This window comes from Serratia sp. TMDUHS_CL (assembly GCF_037137105.1).
GTDB lineage: Bacteria > Pseudomonadota > Gammaproteobacteria > Enterobacterales > Enterobacteriaceae > Serratia > Serratia nevei.
The window spans coordinates 46606-63650 of the sequence record NZ_JBBBDV010000003.1 but is presented as its reverse complement, the minus strand read 5'-3'; the positions used below and the strand labels follow the sequence as shown (position 1 = coordinate 63650).

Annotated in this window: 13 protein-coding genes and 6 tRNA genes; 12 read left to right on the top strand and 7 right to left on the bottom strand. The window is 60.2% G+C overall.

The window, feature by feature from the left end; translation table 11 throughout:
- The first annotated feature begins 33 nt into the window (after window positions 1–33).
- Both mgrA and WCL58_RS07390 read left to right on the top strand, forming a co-directional pair.
- Window positions 34–1023 carry an L-glyceraldehyde 3-phosphate reductase gene (mgrA, locus tag WCL58_RS07395; RefSeq protein ID WP_336850801.1) on the top strand — a complete coding sequence of 330 codons (990 nt, stop codon included), beginning with the start codon at window positions 34–36 and terminating at the stop codon, window positions 1021–1023.
- A 223-nt stretch (window positions 1024–1246) separates the two neighbouring features.
- Window positions 1247–1651 (top strand): DUF2502 domain-containing protein, encoded by a 405-nt coding sequence (locus WCL58_RS07390; protein ID WP_100396454.1) that lies wholly within the window; start codon window positions 1247–1249, stop codon window positions 1649–1651.
- Between the two features lie 41 nt (window positions 1652–1692).
- On the opposite strand, the gene WCL58_RS07385 is transcribed toward WCL58_RS07390, so the two are convergent.
- Complete coding sequence (locus tag WCL58_RS07385; RefSeq protein WP_033635427.1) at window positions 1693–2928, bottom strand: Nramp family divalent metal transporter; 1236 nt, start codon at window positions 2926–2928, stop codon at window positions 1693–1695.
- 377 nt (window positions 2929–3305) lie between these two features.
- Here WCL58_RS07385 and WCL58_RS07380 point away from each other — a divergent pair, with 377 nt between their 5' ends.
- The gene (locus tag WCL58_RS07380) at window positions 3306–4493 is read left to right on the top strand and encodes a NupC/NupG family nucleoside CNT transporter (protein WP_004936373.1); all 1188 of its coding nucleotides are present in this window, start codon (window positions 3306–3308) and stop codon (window positions 4491–4493) included.
- A 118-nt stretch (window positions 4494–4611) separates the two neighbouring features.
- Here WCL58_RS07380 and WCL58_RS07375 read toward each other — a convergent pair.
- Both WCL58_RS07375 and WCL58_RS07370 read right to left on the bottom strand, forming a co-directional pair.
- Window positions 4612–4687: transfer RNA gene (locus WCL58_RS07375), tRNA-Ala, on the bottom strand.
- A 60-nt stretch (window positions 4688–4747) separates the two neighbouring features.
- Window positions 4748–4823: transfer RNA gene (locus WCL58_RS07370), tRNA-Ala, on the bottom strand.
- 308 nt (window positions 4824–5131) lie between these two features.
- Here WCL58_RS07370 and WCL58_RS07365 point away from each other — a divergent pair.
- The gene (locus WCL58_RS07365) at window positions 5132–5917 is read left to right on the top strand and encodes a formate/nitrite transporter family protein (protein WP_336850799.1); all 786 of its coding nucleotides are present in this window, start codon (window positions 5132–5134) and stop codon (window positions 5915–5917) included.
- A gap of 66 nt (window positions 5918–5983) precedes the next feature.
- Here the strand turns inward: WCL58_RS07365 and gltX are convergent, their stop codons facing one another.
- Window positions 5984–7399, bottom strand: coding sequence for a glutamate--tRNA ligase (gene gltX / locus WCL58_RS07360; RefSeq protein WP_033643946.1), 1416 nt, complete (start codon window positions 7397–7399; stop codon window positions 5984–5986).
- Between the two features lie 294 nt (window positions 7400–7693).
- On the opposite strand from gltX, the gene WCL58_RS07355 reads away from it, so the two are divergent.
- The 8 genes from WCL58_RS07355 to WCL58_RS07320 all read left to right on the top strand — a co-directional run bounded on the left by WCL58_RS07355 (window position 7694) and on the right by WCL58_RS07320 (window position 12680).
- Window positions 7694–7769 (top strand) — tRNA-Val (locus WCL58_RS07355).
- A 29-nt stretch (window positions 7770–7798) separates the two neighbouring features.
- Window positions 7799–7874 (top strand) — tRNA-Val (locus WCL58_RS07350).
- A 38-nt stretch (window positions 7875–7912) separates the two neighbouring features.
- Window positions 7913–7988 (top strand) — tRNA-Val (locus tag WCL58_RS07345).
- 7 nt (window positions 7989–7995) lie between these two features.
- Window positions 7996–8071, top strand: a tRNA-Lys gene (locus WCL58_RS07340).
- Window positions 8072–8541: 470 nt separating this feature from the next.
- Window positions 8542–9549, top strand: coding sequence for a Fe2+-enterobactin ABC transporter substrate-binding protein (gene fepB / locus WCL58_RS07335; RefSeq protein ID WP_060419877.1), 1008 nt, complete (start codon window positions 8542–8544; stop codon window positions 9547–9549).
- Window positions 9550–9763: 214 nt separating this feature from the next.
- The gene (fepD, locus tag WCL58_RS07330) at window positions 9764–10819 is read left to right on the top strand and encodes a Fe(3+)-siderophore ABC transporter permease (RefSeq protein WP_060419872.1); all 1056 of its coding nucleotides are present in this window, start codon (window positions 9764–9766) and stop codon (window positions 10817–10819) included.
- On the top strand, window positions 10819–11856 hold the full coding sequence (fepG, locus tag WCL58_RS07325) for an iron-enterobactin ABC transporter permease (RefSeq protein ID WP_070915235.1): 1038 nt from the start codon (window positions 10819–10821) through the stop codon (window positions 11854–11856). Before fepD ends, fepG begins: the two co-directional genes overlap by 1 nt.
- Before the next feature lie 17 nt (window positions 11857–11873).
- Window positions 11874–12680, top strand: coding sequence for an ABC transporter ATP-binding protein (locus WCL58_RS07320; RefSeq protein WP_049272132.1), 807 nt, complete (start codon window positions 11874–11876; stop codon window positions 12678–12680).
- A 28-nt stretch (window positions 12681–12708) separates the two neighbouring features.
- Here the strand turns inward: WCL58_RS07320 and WCL58_RS07315 are convergent, their stop codons facing one another.
- The 3 genes from WCL58_RS07315 to budA form a co-directional block, all read right to left on the bottom strand.
- A complete protein-coding gene (locus WCL58_RS07315; protein WP_336850798.1) occupies window positions 12709–14295 on the bottom strand; it encodes an ABC transporter substrate-binding protein in 1587 nt (528 codons plus the stop codon).
- 143 nt (window positions 14296–14438) lie between these two features.
- Complete coding sequence (gene alsS, locus WCL58_RS07310) at window positions 14439–16124, bottom strand: acetolactate synthase AlsS (protein WP_033635442.1); 1686 nt, start codon at window positions 16122–16124, stop codon at window positions 14439–14441.
- 32 nt (window positions 16125–16156) lie between these two features.
- Window positions 16157–16936, bottom strand: coding sequence for an acetolactate decarboxylase (gene budA, locus WCL58_RS07305; RefSeq protein ID WP_033643951.1), 780 nt, complete (start codon window positions 16934–16936; stop codon window positions 16157–16159).
- Between the last annotated feature and the right edge of the window lie 109 nt (window positions 16937–17045).

The following is a 17045-nucleotide window of genomic DNA, read 5'->3' as shown; positions in this document are numbered from 1 at the left end:
AAAGCACTTCACCTCCCGCCGACAAGGATAACTATGTCCTACCAAGCCTCCCCTACGCGTTATCAAGATATGGAATACCGGCGCTGCGGCCGCAGCGGGTTGAAGCTGCCCGCCGTCTCGCTCGGGCTGTGGCACAACTTCGGCGACGCCACGCTGTACGACAACGCCCGCGGCCTGATCCGCTGCGCCTTCGATCGCGGCATTACCCATTTCGATTTGGCCAACAACTACGGCCCGCCGCCCGGCGCCGCCGAGGAGAACTTTGGCCGCATACTCAACGCCGATCTGCGGGCCTGGCGCGACGAGCTGATCGTCTCGTCCAAAGCCGGTTACACCATGTGGCCCGGCCCCTACGGCGATTGGGGCTCGAAAAAGTATCTGATCGCCAGCCTCGATCAGAGCCTGAAGCGCATGGGGCTGGAGTATGTGGATATCTTTTATCACCACCGGCCGGATCCGGACACGCCGCTGGAAGAAACCATGGCGGCGCTGGATCTGCTGGTGCGCCAGGGCAAAGCGCTGTATGTCGGCCTGTCTAACTACCCGGCCGAACGCGCGCGGCAGGCGTTCGACATTCTGCAGCGGCTCGGCACGCCGTGCCTGATCCACCAGCCGAAGTATTCGATGTTGGAACGCACGCCGGAAGCGGGATTGCTGGATACATTGGCAGAGCATGGCGTCGGGTCGATCGCCTTCTCGCCGCTGGCGGGCGGCCTGCTGACCGACCGCTACCTGCACGGCATCCCGCAAGATTCCCGCGCCGCCAGCGGCAGCCGCTTTCTGCAGCCGGAGCAACTGACCGCCGAACGGCGGGACAAAGTGCGCCGCCTCGATGCGCTGGCGCGGCAACGCGGGCAAAAGCTGTCGCAAATGGCGCTGGCCTGGGTGCTGCGCGGCGATCGCGTCACCTCGGTGCTGATCGGCGCCAGCAAGAATGCGCAGATAGAAGACGCGGTAGGCATGCTGGCCAATCGTCATTTCAGTGAAGAAGAGCTCGTTCAGATCGAACAAATCCTACTGTAATCGCTTACAAATACCGCCGCTCCACCGAGCGGCGATCCCCCAGAAAAATCTCAAATCTCGGCCTGCGGCGCCGTTTTCAGAGTGGCTCTCAGATTCAATCCTATGCGCCGGCGCTATGATGCCGATATTGCAGCAAAAATAACGATAAGGCCGCTTTTTAAACTGATGAACGCGCTTCATAAAGTGATTAACGGCCAGGCCGCGCAAGCGGAAAGGAGAAGTCATGTTTAAACCTCTGCTCTTGGCCGCTATCTTGGCGGCGACGGTGTTGCCCGCCGTACAGCAGGCTCGCGCCGAAGGGCTCAGCATCGATCTGATGCCGGGCGTTTCATTGCGCATCGGCGATCAGGACAATCGCGGCCGTTACTGGGACGGTTACGACTGGCGCGATCGTGACTGGTGGCAAGGCCATCAGGGCCGCTATCTCGGCGACCGCAGCCCGCGTGGCTATTACTGGGACGGCTATCGCTGGCGCGATCGCGACTATTGGCGCAAATACTACTACTCTCGCGATGGCCGTTATTACAAGTGCGACCGCCGTTGCGACAAGCATTACTGGAAGAAAGAGAAAAAACACCATCACGATCACGATCGCTGGCGCCGCCACGGCGATGACGACCGCGATTAACGACGACGGGCCGGCACCATGCCGGCCCGCGCTTTTTTTGCCTACAGCACGCTGCCGATCAGCAGATAGCCGTTCAATCCCACCACCACCAGTACGATCAGCTTACCCAGGTTTTGCACCACTGGGCCGTTGACCATCTCCCCCATCAGCGCCCGATTGCCGGTGAAAGCCAGCAGCGGCACCAGCGCCAGCGCAATGCCGAAGCTGAGCAGCACCTGGCTCAGCACCAGAATGCGCGTCGCGTCCATCCCCAGCATGATGACGATAAACGACGGCAGCATGGTCACCGCGCGCCGCAGCCACAGCGGGATATGGAAATGCACGAACCCTTGCATCACCACCTGCCCCGCCAGCGTGCCCACCACGGTAGAGGAGAGGCCGGCGGCCACCAGGCTCAGGCCAAACACGGTGGCAGCGGCTTGCCCGAGCAGCGGTTGCAGCGTCAGGTAAGCCACGTCGAGATCGGCGATGCCGCTGTGGCCGCTGAAATGAAACGCGGCGGCGGCGGTGGCCATCATCGCCAGGTTAACGAAACCGGCAATGGTCATGGCCACGGCGACATCGACTTTGGTGGCGGCATAGCGCTCCGCCTTGTCGTGCTCGCCGCCGATTTGGGTGAGCGACGAATGCAGGTAGATCACATGCGGCATGATGGTGGCGCCCAATACCCCGGCGGCCAGAAATACCGCATCGCCGTTAGGCAGATCGGGCAGCGCCATGCCCTTCAGCAGCGGCGCGAGCTGCGGCTGGGAGAACGCCAGCTCGACGATATAAGCGGCGGCGACGAACAGCAGCAGGCCGCCAATCACCAGCTCCAGCGGTTTTTGCCCGCGCTTTTGCAGCATCAAGATTAAAAAGGTGGCGATGCCGGTCAGCACTGCGCCCTGCAACAGGGAAACGCCGAGCAGCAGCTTGAAGCCGATCGCCGCGCCGATAAACTCGGCCAGATCGGTCGCCATGGCGATGATCTCCGCCTGTACCCAATAGGCCCACACCGCCGGCCGCGGAAAACGATCGCGAATATGCTCGGCCAGGTTTTTCCCGGTGGCGATGCCCAGCTTGGCGGACAACAGCTGGATCAGCATCGCCATCACGTTGGCCCAAACCACCACCCACAGCAGGCTGTAGCCGAACGAGGCGCCGGCCTGGATGTTGGTGGCGAAGTTACCGGGATCGATATAGCCGATAGCAGCGATGAAGGCGGGCCCCATCAGCGAGAGTTTGATTTTTCTGGCGGAGCGCCCGGAGGTGGTTTCAACCACGCGACTGTTCAGCATATGTTGAACCCTTACTGAAATTACGTTTATCTCCACTCTATATAAATGATAATAATTATCAAGCGCATTTAGAGCGGTAAAACTTATCTCTGTAATAGCCAACATTAACGGTTTTATCGAAGGGTTCAGCGCGGAGCTTGCCGATTTCCGTGCTTTTCTGATGGGATTTGGGCTGCAATACCCCTGAAAGACAGGTTAGCACAAGAATACGAATTTCCTATTGCTGCTTTAACATCTTGATTTTTTATGCTTTTACGCAACACTTTAGGAGAACTCCCACTATGATTTTCCATATTTGCAATAGAAGTCTCGTTTTTAAACGTAGCGTTACATAAAATGACAGCCGAAATTCAGCCTGCCTCAAATTTGGAGCAAACATGTCCCATATTGCGCACTTTGCGTTGGCGATAGTGGTGGTGGCGATCCTGGCCCTGTTGGTGTGCCGCGATCGTAAAAGCATCCGCATTCGCTATGTTATTCAACTACTGGTTATCGAAGTACTGCTGGCCTACTTTTTCCTGCATTCGGAAGCGGGTTTGGGCTTCGTAAAAGGATTTGCCGCGCTGTTTGACAAACTGCTCGGATTTGCGGGACAAGGGACTGATTTCGTATTCGGCGGCATGGGCGACAAAGGCCTGGCGTTCTTCTTCCTGAAGGTGCTGTGCCCGATCGTCTTCATTTCGGCGCTGATCGGTATTCTGCAGTACATCAAGGTGCTGCCGTTCATCATCCGTATTATCGGTACCGTGCTGTCGAAAGTGAACGGCATGGGCAAGCTGGAGTCGTTCAACGCCGTCAGCTCGCTGATCCTGGGCCAATCCGAAAACTTCATCGCCTACAAGGATATCCTGGGCAAGATGTCGGAAAAGCGCATGTACACCATGGCGGCGACCGCGATGTCTACAGTGTCTATGTCCATCGTCGGTGCTTACATGACCATGCTGGACGCCAAGTTCGTGGTGGCGGCGCTGGTATTGAACATGTTCAGTACCTTTATCGTGCTGTCGCTGGTCAACCCGTACGACACCAATAAAGAAGAAGAGCTGCACCTCGGCAACCTGCACGAAGGCCAGAGCTTCTTCGAAATGCTGGGTGAGTATATCCTGGCCGGCTTCAAAGTAGCGATTATCGTTGCCGCGATGCTGATCGGCTTCATCGCCCTGATCGCCGCGCTCAACGGTGTGTTCAGCGCCATCTTCGGCCTGAGCTTCCAGGAAATCCTCGGCTACTTCTTCTATCCGTTCGCCTGGATCATGGGGATTCCTAAACACGAAGCCCTGCAGGTTGGCAGCATCATGGCCACCAAGCTGGTTTCCAACGAGTTCGTGGCAATGATGGAGCTGCAGAAAGTGTCTGCCGAACTGTCGCCGCGCAGCCTGGGGATCCTGTCGGTGTTCCTGGTGTCCTTCGCCAACTTCTCCTCCATCGGCATCGTGGCCGGTGCGATCAAGGGCCTGAACGAACACCAGGGCAACGTGGTGTCGCGCTTTGGCCTGAAGCTGGTGTACGGCTCTACGCTGGTCAGCATCCTGTCCGCTTCCATCGCGGGTCTGGTACTGGGCTAAGCCTCGAACCGACTGCGATAACAAGGCGCCTGCGGGCGCCTTTTTTGTTGGCCTGCATTCGGCGAAGGTGAAATAACGCAAAGCAAAAAGCCGACCCTAAGGTCGGCTTTTTAAATGGTGGTGGAGCTAGACGGGATCGAACCGTCGACCTCTTGCATGCCATGCAAGCGCTCTCCCAGCTGAGCTATAGCCCCACAAAAGTGGTACGCGTTGACCGGCGTTACGGTATTCCCCAACCTCTCTGAGAAGAAGGTTGGTGGAGCTAGACGGGATCGAACCGTCGACCTCTTGCATGCCATGCAAGCGCTCTCCCAGCTGAGCTATAGCCCCGTTCCACAATCACTTTGTGCTGTGAACGGGGCGCATAATATGAAACCCGCTCAAAGCTGTCAACGGCTAAATTGAATTCCTGAATCAAGCGTTGAAAAAGCCGCCAAATCAGCATGTTTGGCGCCAAAAAATCATCACTTTGTGCAGAGTTTATCCATTTTGCGCGCTACATCTCAAAATGGCAAAAGACCCTGCATATCACGTTGATTTTTAATTAACGGAATGTTAGTGAAATGCGCTTGAGTCGGACTCCCGAGCGGCATAGACTGCCCGCGCCACAAACTTCATTACTATAAACCGAGTCCGTCATGTCTTTGCATTCACCAAAAGAAATCGCCGCCCTCGCCGTTCAGGCCGGGGTAAACAAAAGCAGCGCCCCTCTCGCTAATCTGTTGATTCTGGGCTTTCTCGCCGGCGCTTTTATCGCCACCGGCTTTCTGCTGGATATTCACGTCATCGGCACCCTGCCGGCCGAATGGGGCTCTTTCGGCGCCCTGTTGGGTGCCGCGGTCTTTCCTATCGGTTTGATCCTGACCATTCTGGCCGGTGGCGAACTGCTGACTGGCAACATGATGACCTTGCCGATGGCCTGGTTTGCCCGCGAAATCCCCGCCATCGCCGTGCTGCGTAACTGGTTTTGGGTCACCCTGGCCAACCTGGCCGGCAGCCTGGCCGTCGCCTACTTCTTCGGTCATTTGCTGGGCCTGACCGAAGGTGCGTTCTTGCATAAAACGCTGGCGATCGCGCAGGCCAAAGTGGATGCGGACTTCCTGCACGCCTTTATTTCTGGCGTCGGCTGCAACTGGCTGGTGTGCCTGGCGGTATGGTTAGCCTTCGCCAGCAAGGATGTGCCGGGCAAAGTGATCGGCATGTGGTTCCCGGTCATGGCTTTTGTCGCCATCGGCTTCCAGCACGTGGTGGCGAATATGTTCATCATCCCGGCGGCCATCTTTGCCGGCGGCATGGGCTGGGAGCAGTATCTGCCCAATTTCGTCGCGGTATTTCTCGGCAACGCGCTGGGAGGCGCCGGCTTTGTCGGGCTGATGTATTTCCTCGCCTACCGCCCGGGGCTGCCGGCTAGCGAGCAAGCCTGACGCATCGCCATGAAAAAAGCCCCGGGATCGCTCCACGGGGCTTTTTCTTTATGGCGTATCAGCGAATCAGGCTTGCGCTTCGCGCTCGGCGATGTAAGCCAGCGCCATGTCGATGCGCTGCAGCGAACGCTTCTGGCCGATCGCATGCACGGTCACGTCCATGCCCGGCGACTGGCCGGCGCCGGTCACCGCAACGCGCAGCGGCATGCCGACTTTACCCATGCCGACACCCAGCTCATCCGCCGTGCCCTGAATGGCGTCGTGCACGTTTTCCGGCGTCCAGACGGTGATGGCAGCCAGCTTGGCGCGCACCGCTTCCAGCGGCTGACGCGCCACCGGGCGCAGGTGTTTCTTGGCCGCGTCGGCGTCGAACTCGCTGAAGTCTTCGTAGAAGTAACGGCAGGACTCCGCCATCTCTTTCAGCGTTTTGCAACGCTCGCCCAGCAGCTTGACGATGTCTTTCAGCTCTGGGCCGTTGCGGGTTTCAATGCCCAGTTGCTCAACGTGCCATGCCAGATGCACCGCCACTTCTTCCGCCGGCATATGGTTGATGTAGTGGTGGTTCAGCCACTGCAGCTTCTCGGTGTTGAACGCGCTGGCGGATTTGTTGATCGCTTCCAGCGTGAAGAACTCTTTCATCTCATCGATGGAGAAGATCTCCTGATCGCCGTGGGACCAGCCCAGGCGCACCAGATAGTTCAGCAGCGCCTGCGGCAGATAGCCGTCGTCGCGGTACTGCATAACGCCGACGGCGCCGTGACGCTTGGACAGCTTTTTACCGTCGTCGCCGAGGATCATCGACACGTGCGCGTATTCCGGCACCGGCGCGCCCAGCGCTTTGAGAATGTTGATCTGGCGCGGGGTGTTGTTGATGTGGTCTTCGCCGCGGATCACATGGGTGATTTCCATGTCCCAGTCATCGACGACGACGCAGAAGTTATAAGTTGGCGAACCGTCGGTGCGGCGGATGATCAGATCGTCCAACTCCTGGTTGCTGAATTCGATCGGGCCACGAATTTTATCGTCGAAGATCACCGAGCCTTCCTGCGGGTTGCGGAAGCGCACCACGTGCGGCTCGTCGTCGGTGTGGCTGCACTGGCTGTCGCGGCAGTGGCCGTCGTAACGCGGCTTCTCGCCGTTTTCCATCTGCTTCTCGCGCAGCGCTTCCAGACGTTCCTTGGAGCAATAGCATTTATAGGCCGTGCCCTGCTCCAGCATCTCGTCGATGACCGCGTTGTAACGATCGAAACGCTTGGTCTGGAAATACGGGCCTTCATCCCAATCCAGGTTCAACCAGTTCATGCCATCCATAATTGCGTCGATCGCGTCCTGGGTGGAGCGTTCCAGATCGGTATCTTCGATACGCAGAACGAACTCACCGCCCGCATGGCGGCTGAACAACCAGGAGTAAAGTGCGGTACGCGCGCCGCCGACGTGAAGATAGCCGGTCGGGCTTGGTGCAAAACGGGTTTTGATTTTCATTGGGTTCACTGCCTTATTACGCAACGCGTGTCGGCGGTTGCCGACGATTGCTCGGAATTGAAAAAAGAGTGGACGACATTGTATCACCACGCGCTAATTCCTCAACGCCGACACGATATTGCACCGGTCGATTTCGCGCGTTTTGCGGCGAGTTTCGCATAGCGTTGCGCAAAGAATCGGCGCCGTTGGCGATAATTATCGCGCCCTGCCTAAATTTGCGGCGAACGATTGAAATCATTTTAAAAACCGTTGACTCACTTTGAACTATCCCTATAATGCGACTCCAACAAGACGGGGCGATTAGCTCAGTTGGTAGAGCATCTCCTTTACACGGAGGGGGTCGGCGGTTCGAGCCCGTCATCGCCCACCATCTTGTTGAGTAAAAATGAGAACGAATGAGGGTGATTAGCTCAGTTGGTAGAGCATCTCCTTTACACGGAGGGGGTCGGCGGTTCGAGCCCGTCATCACCCACCATCATTCTCTCGTTTAGCAGTACCTGGAAGTCCTGAAGTGGGTGATTAGCTCAGTTGGTAGAGCATCTCCTTTACACGGAGGGGGTCGGCGGTTCGAGCCCGTCATCACCCACCACTTCTGCGGGTCGTTAGCTCAGTTGGTAGAGCAGTTGACTTTTAATCAATTGGTCGCAGGTTCGAATCCTGCACGACCCACCAATTCAGAGAAAAGCGCCTTTTGGCGCTTTTTTCGTTTCTGCGCCACCTAAACCCGACTTCATCTTCTTGCCGACAGAGTTCACCGAGTCGTGCAGGATAAGACAAAAGCATTTATGCTTTTGAACAGCGCTTGCGCTGGCCCGAAGGGGCCGGCTATGAAATAGGCGGATAGCCGTAGAGGTTCGAGCATCGCGCAGCGATACGACAACGCGCAGCGTTGCCCGCAGGGTGAGGCCACAGGCCGAATCAATCCTGCACGCCCCCACATTCAGGAAAAAGCGCCTTTTGGCGCTTTTTTCGTTTCTGTCGCACTCACTTCCCCTTCTTCTTATTCTCTCTATTCACCACACGCTAAGATACGAATGGTTATCATTTTGGCGGCTTGAATGGTAAATTAGCGGGCATCCACCACGCAGCCAATCCGCCGCCGGATTGATACGCCTTAGTTCAAGGAAAGAAAGAGCCCGCTCATGACCCTATCCTTACGCCAGCTGTTCATTGCATTTATCGCCACTTCCAGCCTGCTGCTCAGCGGCTGCGGCCCGGACGACAAGAGCGACGGGCAGAAACCGTCCGCCCCCGCTGCCGACAGCAGTTGGCCGCGCACCATCGACAGCGCCAAAGGGAAGTTCACGCTGGAAAAACCGCCGCAGCGCATCGTGTCCACCAGCGTCACCATCACCGGCACGCTGCTGGCTATCGACGCCCCGGTGGTCGCCAGCGGCGCCACCAGCCCGAACCCTCTGGTGGCCGATAAACAAGGCTTCTTTACCCAGTGGAGCGAGGTAGCCAAACAGCGCCACGTCGAACGATTGTATCAGGTGGAGCCCAATGCCGAAGCCGTCGCCGCCGCCGCGCCGGATTTGATCGTCGTCGCCGCAACCGGCGGGGATTCGGCGTTGAAACTGTATGATCAGCTGTCCGCCATTGCGCCGACGCTGGTGCTCGATTATGGCGACAAAAGCTGGCAACAGCTGGCCAGCGAGCTCGGCGAGATCACCGGCCATGAAGCCGGCGCCAAACAGGCGGAAGATCGTTTCGAACAGCGCGTGGAGCAAGTGAAGCAGGCGATCGCGCTGCCGCCGCAGCCGACCACCCCGCTGGTGTATGCCGACAACGGCCGCGAGGCCATGCTGTGGACGCCGGGGTCAGCCCAGGGCAAACTGCTGACCCAGCTCGGCTTCCAACTGGCCACCCCACCGGAAAGCGCCAAAGGCAATGCCAGCATGGGTAAACGCCATGACATCATCCAGATCTCCGGCGAAAAAATGGCCGAGGGCCTGAACGGCAAGACGCTGATCCTGTTCGCCACCAACGAGCGTAAAGTGCAAGAGGTGCTGACCAACCCGTTCCTCAAACATCTGGAGCCGGTGGAACAGCGGCACGTCTACGCCGTCGGCAACGACACTTTCCGTCTCGATTACTACAGCGCCACCAACATGCTGAACCAAATCGAACGGCTGTTCAAAAAGCCCTGAACCACGCCGTCGGCAGGCCAACCTCCTGCCGACGTTTGCCATAAACAGGGCAACCGTTCACATTCAATCAATTGAAATATCAATAGTTATTAACATCGTCAACGCACCTGCGCCACCAACCGGCGGGTGCATGCGGGCGTAAACTCGTGCTACTATTAGCGCCCGCATGAACGCAAATAACAATGAGAATAAAAATCATACAGGAGTTACCGGTGTGAACGTACCCACTCCGACTGAGCGGACGCTTTCGTCCGCACCGCACGCAGCTTACGCCAGTGGCTTCAAACGCATCGCCGGGTTCGGTATCGGCTTGGCGCTGTTGCTGCTGTGCATCATTGCCAGCCTGATGCTGGGTTCCAAAGCCATCCCCTTCCATACCGTCTGGCTCAGCCTGCAGGGCGCCGCGAGCGGTTCCGACAGCACCATCATTCTCAACGCCCGGGTACCCCGCACGCTGGCGGGCATCTTGGCCGGCATGGCGCTCGGCGCCGCCGGCGCGCTGATTCAGGCGTTGACGCGCAATCCGTTGGCCGATCCCGGCGTGCTCGGCATCAACGCCGGCGCCAGCTTCGCCGTGGTCATCGGCATCATGTTTTTCGGCGCGGCCACCACCGAAAGCTATATGGCCTACGCCTTCGTCGGTGCCGCCCTCACCACCCTGCTGGTCTACCTGATCGGCACGCTGGCGGGCGGGCGCATCAACCCGGTGCGGCTGACGCTGGCCGGCGTGGCGATCGGCGCGGTGTTGCTCGGCATCACCACCGGGCTGTCGCTGATCGATCCACAAACCTTCGACCAACTGCGCTTCTGGCAGGCTGGCACGCTGGATATCCGCACGCTGTCCACGCTGCCGGTTACCGCCCCCGCCATTTTGCTCGGCTGCCTGCTGACGCTGCTCATCGCCCGGCCGCTGAATACCATCGGCATGGGGGAAGATCTGGCTATCGCGCTCGGCGCGCGCGTGGTGCTGACTCAGGTCGTCGCGGTGATCGCCATCACGCTGCTGTGCGGTGCGGCGACCGCTACCGTCGGCCCAATCAGTTTCATCGGCCTGATGGTGCCGCATATCGCCCGCTGGTGGGTCGGCCCCGACCAGCGCTGGATCCTGCCCTACTCCATGCTGCTGGCGCCGATTTTACTGCTGTGCGCCGACGTGGTCGGCCGTTTGCTGGCGGCCGGTGAGCTGCGCGTTTCCATCGTGGCGGCCTTCATCGGCGCGCCGGTGCTGATCTGGCTGGTGCGCCGCAAGAAAACGCTGGGGGGTCTGTGATGAGTCTGCCCCACACGTTGCATATCGGCCGCCCGGACGGCGTCATCAACTGGCGTATGCCGCTGCGCCTGCTGCTGGTCAATCTTTCGCTGCTGGCGTTGTGCCTGACGATGGCGGTTGCCGCGCTGTGCTACGGCACGCTGCAGCTTTCGCTGGAACAGGTCTTTGCCGCGCTCAGCGGCGAGGCGCCGAAAAATCTGGTCACCGTGGTCACCCAATGGCGCTTGCCGCGTATCGCCATGGCGCTGTTGTTAGGCGGCGCACTCGGCATGAGCGGCGCCATCTTCCAGTCGATTATCCGCAACCCGCTCGGCAGCCCGGACGTGATTGGCTTTAACATGGGGGCTTACACCGGCGCGCTGATCGCCATCACCCTGTTCAACGGCGGCTATTACTACATCGCCGGCGGTGCGCTGGCCGGCGGCATTCTCGCCGCGCTGGCCATCTATCTGCTGGCCTGGCGCCAAGGCATCGCCGGCTTCCGGCTGATCATCGTCGGCATCGCCATCAGCGCGGTGCTGGTCTCCACCAACACCTGGCTGATCATCACCGCCTCGCTGGAGCGCGCCATGGACGCCGCCATGTGGCAGGCCGGTTCGCTCAACGGCATGACCTGGCAGAAAGCCCAGCCCGCCACGGCGTTCATCGTGCTGGCGGCCGCGGCCGCGCTGCTGATGGGCAAACGGCTGCAGCTGCTGGAAATGGGCGACGACACGGCGCGCGCACTGGGCGTGAACGCCGAAGGCAGCCGGCTGTGGCTGATGCTGTTCGGCGTCACCCTCACCGCCGCCGTCACCGCCACCGCCGGGCCGATTTCCTTTATCGCGCTGGCGGCACCGCAGATCGCCCGCCGCCTGGCCGGACAATCCTCGGTCACCCTGACGTCCTCGGCGCTGATGGGCGCGACGCTGCTGCTCGGCGCCGACGTGGTGTCCCAACATCTTTTTGCGCCGATCCAACTGCCGGTCGGGGTCGTGACCGTCTGCATCGGCGGCCTGTACCTGATTTGGCTACTCATTCGTGAGGCCCGCAGATAATGAAAAGTGATAACGCCATGAGCCACCGCCTGCACGCCTCGCACCTGAAGCTGGGCTACGACAATAAAATCATCGCTGACGATCTGAGCGTGGCGATCCCCGACGGCGCCTTCACGGTGATCGTCGGGCCGAACGCCTGCGGCAAATCGACGCTGCTGCGCGCCCTGTGCCGTCTGCTGAAACCCAGCGCCGGCGAGGTGATGCTGGACGGCAAAAACATCAGCAGCTTCGCCACCAAGGCGCTGGCGCGCGAGCTTGGGCTGCTGCCGCAAACTTCGATCGCACCGGACAGCATTACCGTGGCGGACCTGGTATCGCGCGGCCGCTATCCGCACCAGAGCCTGCTGAAACAGTGGACGCAGGCCGACAAACAGGCGGTGGAAGCCGCCATGGCGGCCACCAACGTCAGCCAGTTGGCGGACCGCAGCGTCGACGAGCTGTCCGGCGGGCAGCGCCAGCGCGTTTGGGTGGCGATGGCGTTGGCGCAGCAAACGCCGCTGCTGCTGCTGGATGAACCGACCACCTATCTGGACATCGCGCACCAAATCGAGCTGCTGGATCTGTTCCGTCAGCTCAACCGCGAGCACGGCCAAACCCTCATCGCGGTGCTGCACGATCTCAACCACGCCTGCCGCTATGCCGATCACATCATCGCCATGCGCGACGGCAAGATCGTGGCGGAGGGGAACCCGGCGGAAATCATCACCGCCGAGCTGGTGGAACGGGTGTTCGGCATGCCGTGCATGATCATCGACGATCCGCTGTCCCACACCCCGCTGGTGATCCCGCGCGGCCGCTACCACTGCGACGCGCCGCAGGCATGAAAAAGGCCGGGTTACCCCGGCCTTTTCGTTACTTCTCCAGCGACACCTGCTTGAAGATGTGTTTGCCGAACGGGTCTATCTCGTAGCCTTTCACTTCCTTGCGCACCGGTTCGAAGATGGTCGAGTGCGCGATCATCAGCGCCGGCATCTGATCGTGCATCATCACCTGCGCCTGCTGGTACATCGCCACCCGCTTGGCGTGATCGTTCTCCTCGCGCGCCTGCAGGATCAGCTGGTCGAACGGTTTGTAGCACCATTTCGCCGAGTTGGAGCCGCCGAGCGAAGCGCAGGTGAACAGCGGGCCGAAGAAGTTGTCCGGATCGCCGTTGGCGGTGGTCCAGCCCATCAGCGCCGTCTGGTGCTCGCCGTTTTTAATCCGCTGCAAATATTCGCCCCATTCGAAGGTGACGATTTTGGCGCGCACGCCGATCTTGGCCCAGTCGGCCTGGATCATCTCCGCCATGCGCTTGGCGTTGGGGTTATAGGGCCGCTGCACCGGCATCGCCCACAGATCGATGTCAAACCCCTGCCCCAGCCCGGCTTCCTGCAACAGCTGCTTCGCCCGCTCCGGCGAATACGGGTAGTCTTCAAGCTGCGCGTTGCTGCCCCACTGGGTCGGCGGCAGCAGGTTCTTGGCCGGCTGGCCGGCGCCGTGGAACACCGCCTCGATGATCGCCGGCTTGTTGACCGCCAGCGCCAACGCCTGGCGTACCTTGACGTTATCCAACGGTTTTTTCTGGGTATTAAACGCCAGGAAGCCGATATTCAAGCCGGATTTTTCCATCACCTGAAGGTTGCCGTCCTGCCGCATGCGCGCCAGATCCGCCGGGTTGGGGAACGGCATCACCTGGCACTCGTTCTTTTGCAGCTTGGCGTAACGCACCGTCGCATCCGGCGTGATCGAAAACACCAGCCGATCGATCTTCGGTTTGCCTTCCCAGTAGCGGTCGAACGCCTTGTACAGGATTTTCGCGTCCTTCTGGTACTGCACCAGCTGGAACGGCCCGGTGCCTATCGGATCGTTGTCCACCCGCTGCGGCGTACCGGCCTTCAGCATCGCGTCGGCATATTCCGCCGAAAAAATAGTGGCGAAGTACATGCCCAGATCGGCGACGAACGGCGCCTCGGCGCGGGAGAGCTCAAAGCGCACGGTGTGATCGTCCACCTTGACGATCCGGTCGATCAGCGTGCCGAACTCCATCGACTCGAAGTTGGTGTAGGCGCCGTTGGAGACCTTGTGATACGGGTTGTTGGCGTCCTTTTGTCGCATAAACGAGAAGATGACGTCATCGGCGTTGAAATCGCGGGTAGGCGTGAAATATTTATTGCTCTGGAATGCCACGCCCTTGCGCAGGTGGAAGGTATAGCGCTTGCCGTCCTCGCCCACTTCCCAGCTTTCCGCCAGGCTGGGTTGCAGCTCGACGGTACCGGGTTTGAAGTCCACCAGCCGGTTGTAGATCGCCGCCGAACTGGCGTCCACCGTGGTGCCGGAGGTGAACAGCTGCGGGTTGAAGCCTTCCGGCGAGCCTTCGGAACAGTAGACCAGCGTATTGGCCCGCGCGCCGCCGGCAATCGCCAACGCCAGCAGCCCGATCGTTATTGCTTTTCTTTTCATTGCGCTATCCCCAGTGGTGAAAAAACAGCCCAACGGATAGCAATAAATCATGCAGTTAGCGAAGTAAAGGACAAATTCCGCGCATAAAAACGGGCAGGCGCGCAAGCGGCCTGCCCCGGTGAAACCGCCCGATGATGATGAAATTAAATCATCTGGCTGAAGTTCATCTGCGCCATCAGCTTATAGTTGTCGGCGTAGTCGACCGGAATGGCCACCACCACCGGCCCCTGGATCGCCATCGCCTTGCGCAGCATCGGCCGCAGATCGTCCACCGACTGCACGGCGAAACCGACCGCGCCGCAGGATTCCGCGTAGGCCTTGAAATCAATCGGCCCGAACTCCACGCCGGATTTGCGCTGGTATTTGTTCACTTCCTGCATCTCCACCATGTTGTAGGCGTTATCGACCCAGATGACGTGCACGATGTTGTTTTTCAGCCGCACCGCAGTCTCCAGCTCCATACTCGACTGCATGAACCCGCCGTCGCCGGAGATAGACACCACTTTATCGCCGGGGCGCACCAGCGCCGCGCCGATGGCCCACGGCAGCGCCACCCCCATGGTTTGCTGGCCGTTGGAGATCAACAGCTGGCGGGCGCGGAAGCTGTACAGGTAGCGGGCGATCCAGATATGGAAACTGCCCATGTCCACGCACAGGGTTACATCGTCGCTGACGATGTCCTGCAGCTCCTTGACGATGCGCAGCGGATGGATCGGCATGCCGCCGCGGCGGGCGGCGCGCTCCGCCAGTTCAGTGCGCTGGCGGCCGAGATCGGTGAGGATCAGCTCCACCTCCGGCGGCACGCAGACCGCCTCAGTGAACGTTTCGGTCATCATGTTCAGCGTGGCGCTGATGTTGCCCACCAGCTCGACGTCCGGCCGATAGCAGGTATCGATATCCGCCGGCAGCACGTCGATGTGCACCAGTTTCAGCCGCCCGTGGCTGTTCCACATGCAGGGATCGTATTCGATCGGATCATAGCCGACGCTCACCACCAGGTCGGCCTTCTGCAACAGCTGATCGGCCGGCTGGTTGTTGAACAGGCCGACGCGGCCGGCAAAACGGGCGAAGTGGTTGACGTCGATCACCCCCGCCGCCTGATAGGTGCCGACCACCGGCATATGGGTGCGATACAGCAGATGGCGCACCGCTTCGCTGTTCTCCGGCCGGCTGGCCTGCAGGCCGAGCAGCAATACCGGGCATTTGGCCTGGCGGATCAGTTTCACCGCCGCCTGAATGTCGTCCGCCGCGGCGGCCCCCATGCGCGGCAAGCGGCAGCCGGCCAGCACCGGCGCGCTGACCGGTTCATTGACGATATCCATCGGCAGGCTGACGAACGATGCCCCCGGCCGGCCGAACTCGGCGCGGCGAAAGGCGTTGGCGATCACCTCGGAAATCGCCGAACCGGCATGCACTTCGGCGCAATACTTGGTCACCGGCCGGAACATGCTGACGGTATCCATGCTCTGGTGCGTCTGCTTCAGGCTGTCGGCGCGCTTCACCGCCCCGCCGAAGGCCACCACCGCGTCCCCTTCCGAAGTGGCGGTGGCCAGCCCGGTGATCAGGTTGGAACTGCCCGGCCCGGAGGTGACCAGCGCCACCCCGGCCTTACCGGTCAAGCGGCCGACCGCCGCCGCCATAAAGGCCGCATTGGCCTCATGCCGTACCACCACCGTTTCAATCGATGGCGCGTCCTCCAGCGAGTCGAACACCCGGTCGATCTTGGCGCCCGGAATGCCGAAAACGTGTTTGACGCCCTGCGCTTCCAGGTTTTTCACCACCAAATCGGCGCCGCATTGCCAGTCATTGCCTGTTTTTTCCTGTGCCATGGTTCCACCTCCTAAGAAAACGATCGCCGGGGTTAGCCCTCGGCGGAACGAATCGCGCGATCCAAATCCTCTGGGCAGAGGTTGGCGCGCAAGAAATCCGCATCATGCGGTAACTGAAGATTGAGACGCGTGATGACGCCGAACTGCAGACGGCCATGATCGAGCTGGTAGTCCAGCACGTGGCCGCCGCCGCTGCGGTCGTCGGTAACGAAGTGTTCGTGATAGCCGGCCACGCCGATGCCCTGCATGTAATCCGGCGAACGGAAGCCGACCAGCGTGCCGCGCCGCTGATGGAACGAGAAGGTCGGCTGCTCTTCTATCGCCTCCAGCATCGGGCGGTAGGGCCGCTCCTGGCGCGGCACGGTACGGGTTTCCACGTGGCTGAACTCGCCGTCGACCCGCACCGCGCAAAACAGGTTCGGCGAGGCGACCTGCTCGTCGATGCACTGGTGCAGCTGCGCCTTGGTGATTGGCCGGTCGAATTGCTGGCTGACGCTGGGCTGGAAAAAGGTGACGACGGCGAAGGGGGTTTTCTGTTGCAGGCCGGCCGGCCGGGCGCTGCCGTCGGCGCGCAGCTGGTGTATTTCCTGATCGAAGGCGATCAGTTCGCCGTCCAGGTGATTGAAGGTGCCAAGGCCGAAATCGCCGTGCTTGAGCAGCTCGGCAATGGTGGTCTCCCCCTCGTAAACCCCGTCGATGAGCGCGCTCATCAGCGAGATTTGATAGATTTCGCCCTCCCCGGCGTTGATCGACTGCCTGGCAAAACCCTGCGCCAAATGGCGCGCACAGGAACACCCGTGTTTTTCGTTCATGACTGACTCCTCCACCAGCGCGGGATCGCGGTTCCGCGCGTTCAAAAGGCCCACCGACGGTGAGCCAAGATGTCCCCCAAGGCGCGTTCATCAGTTGGAACGATTCAGC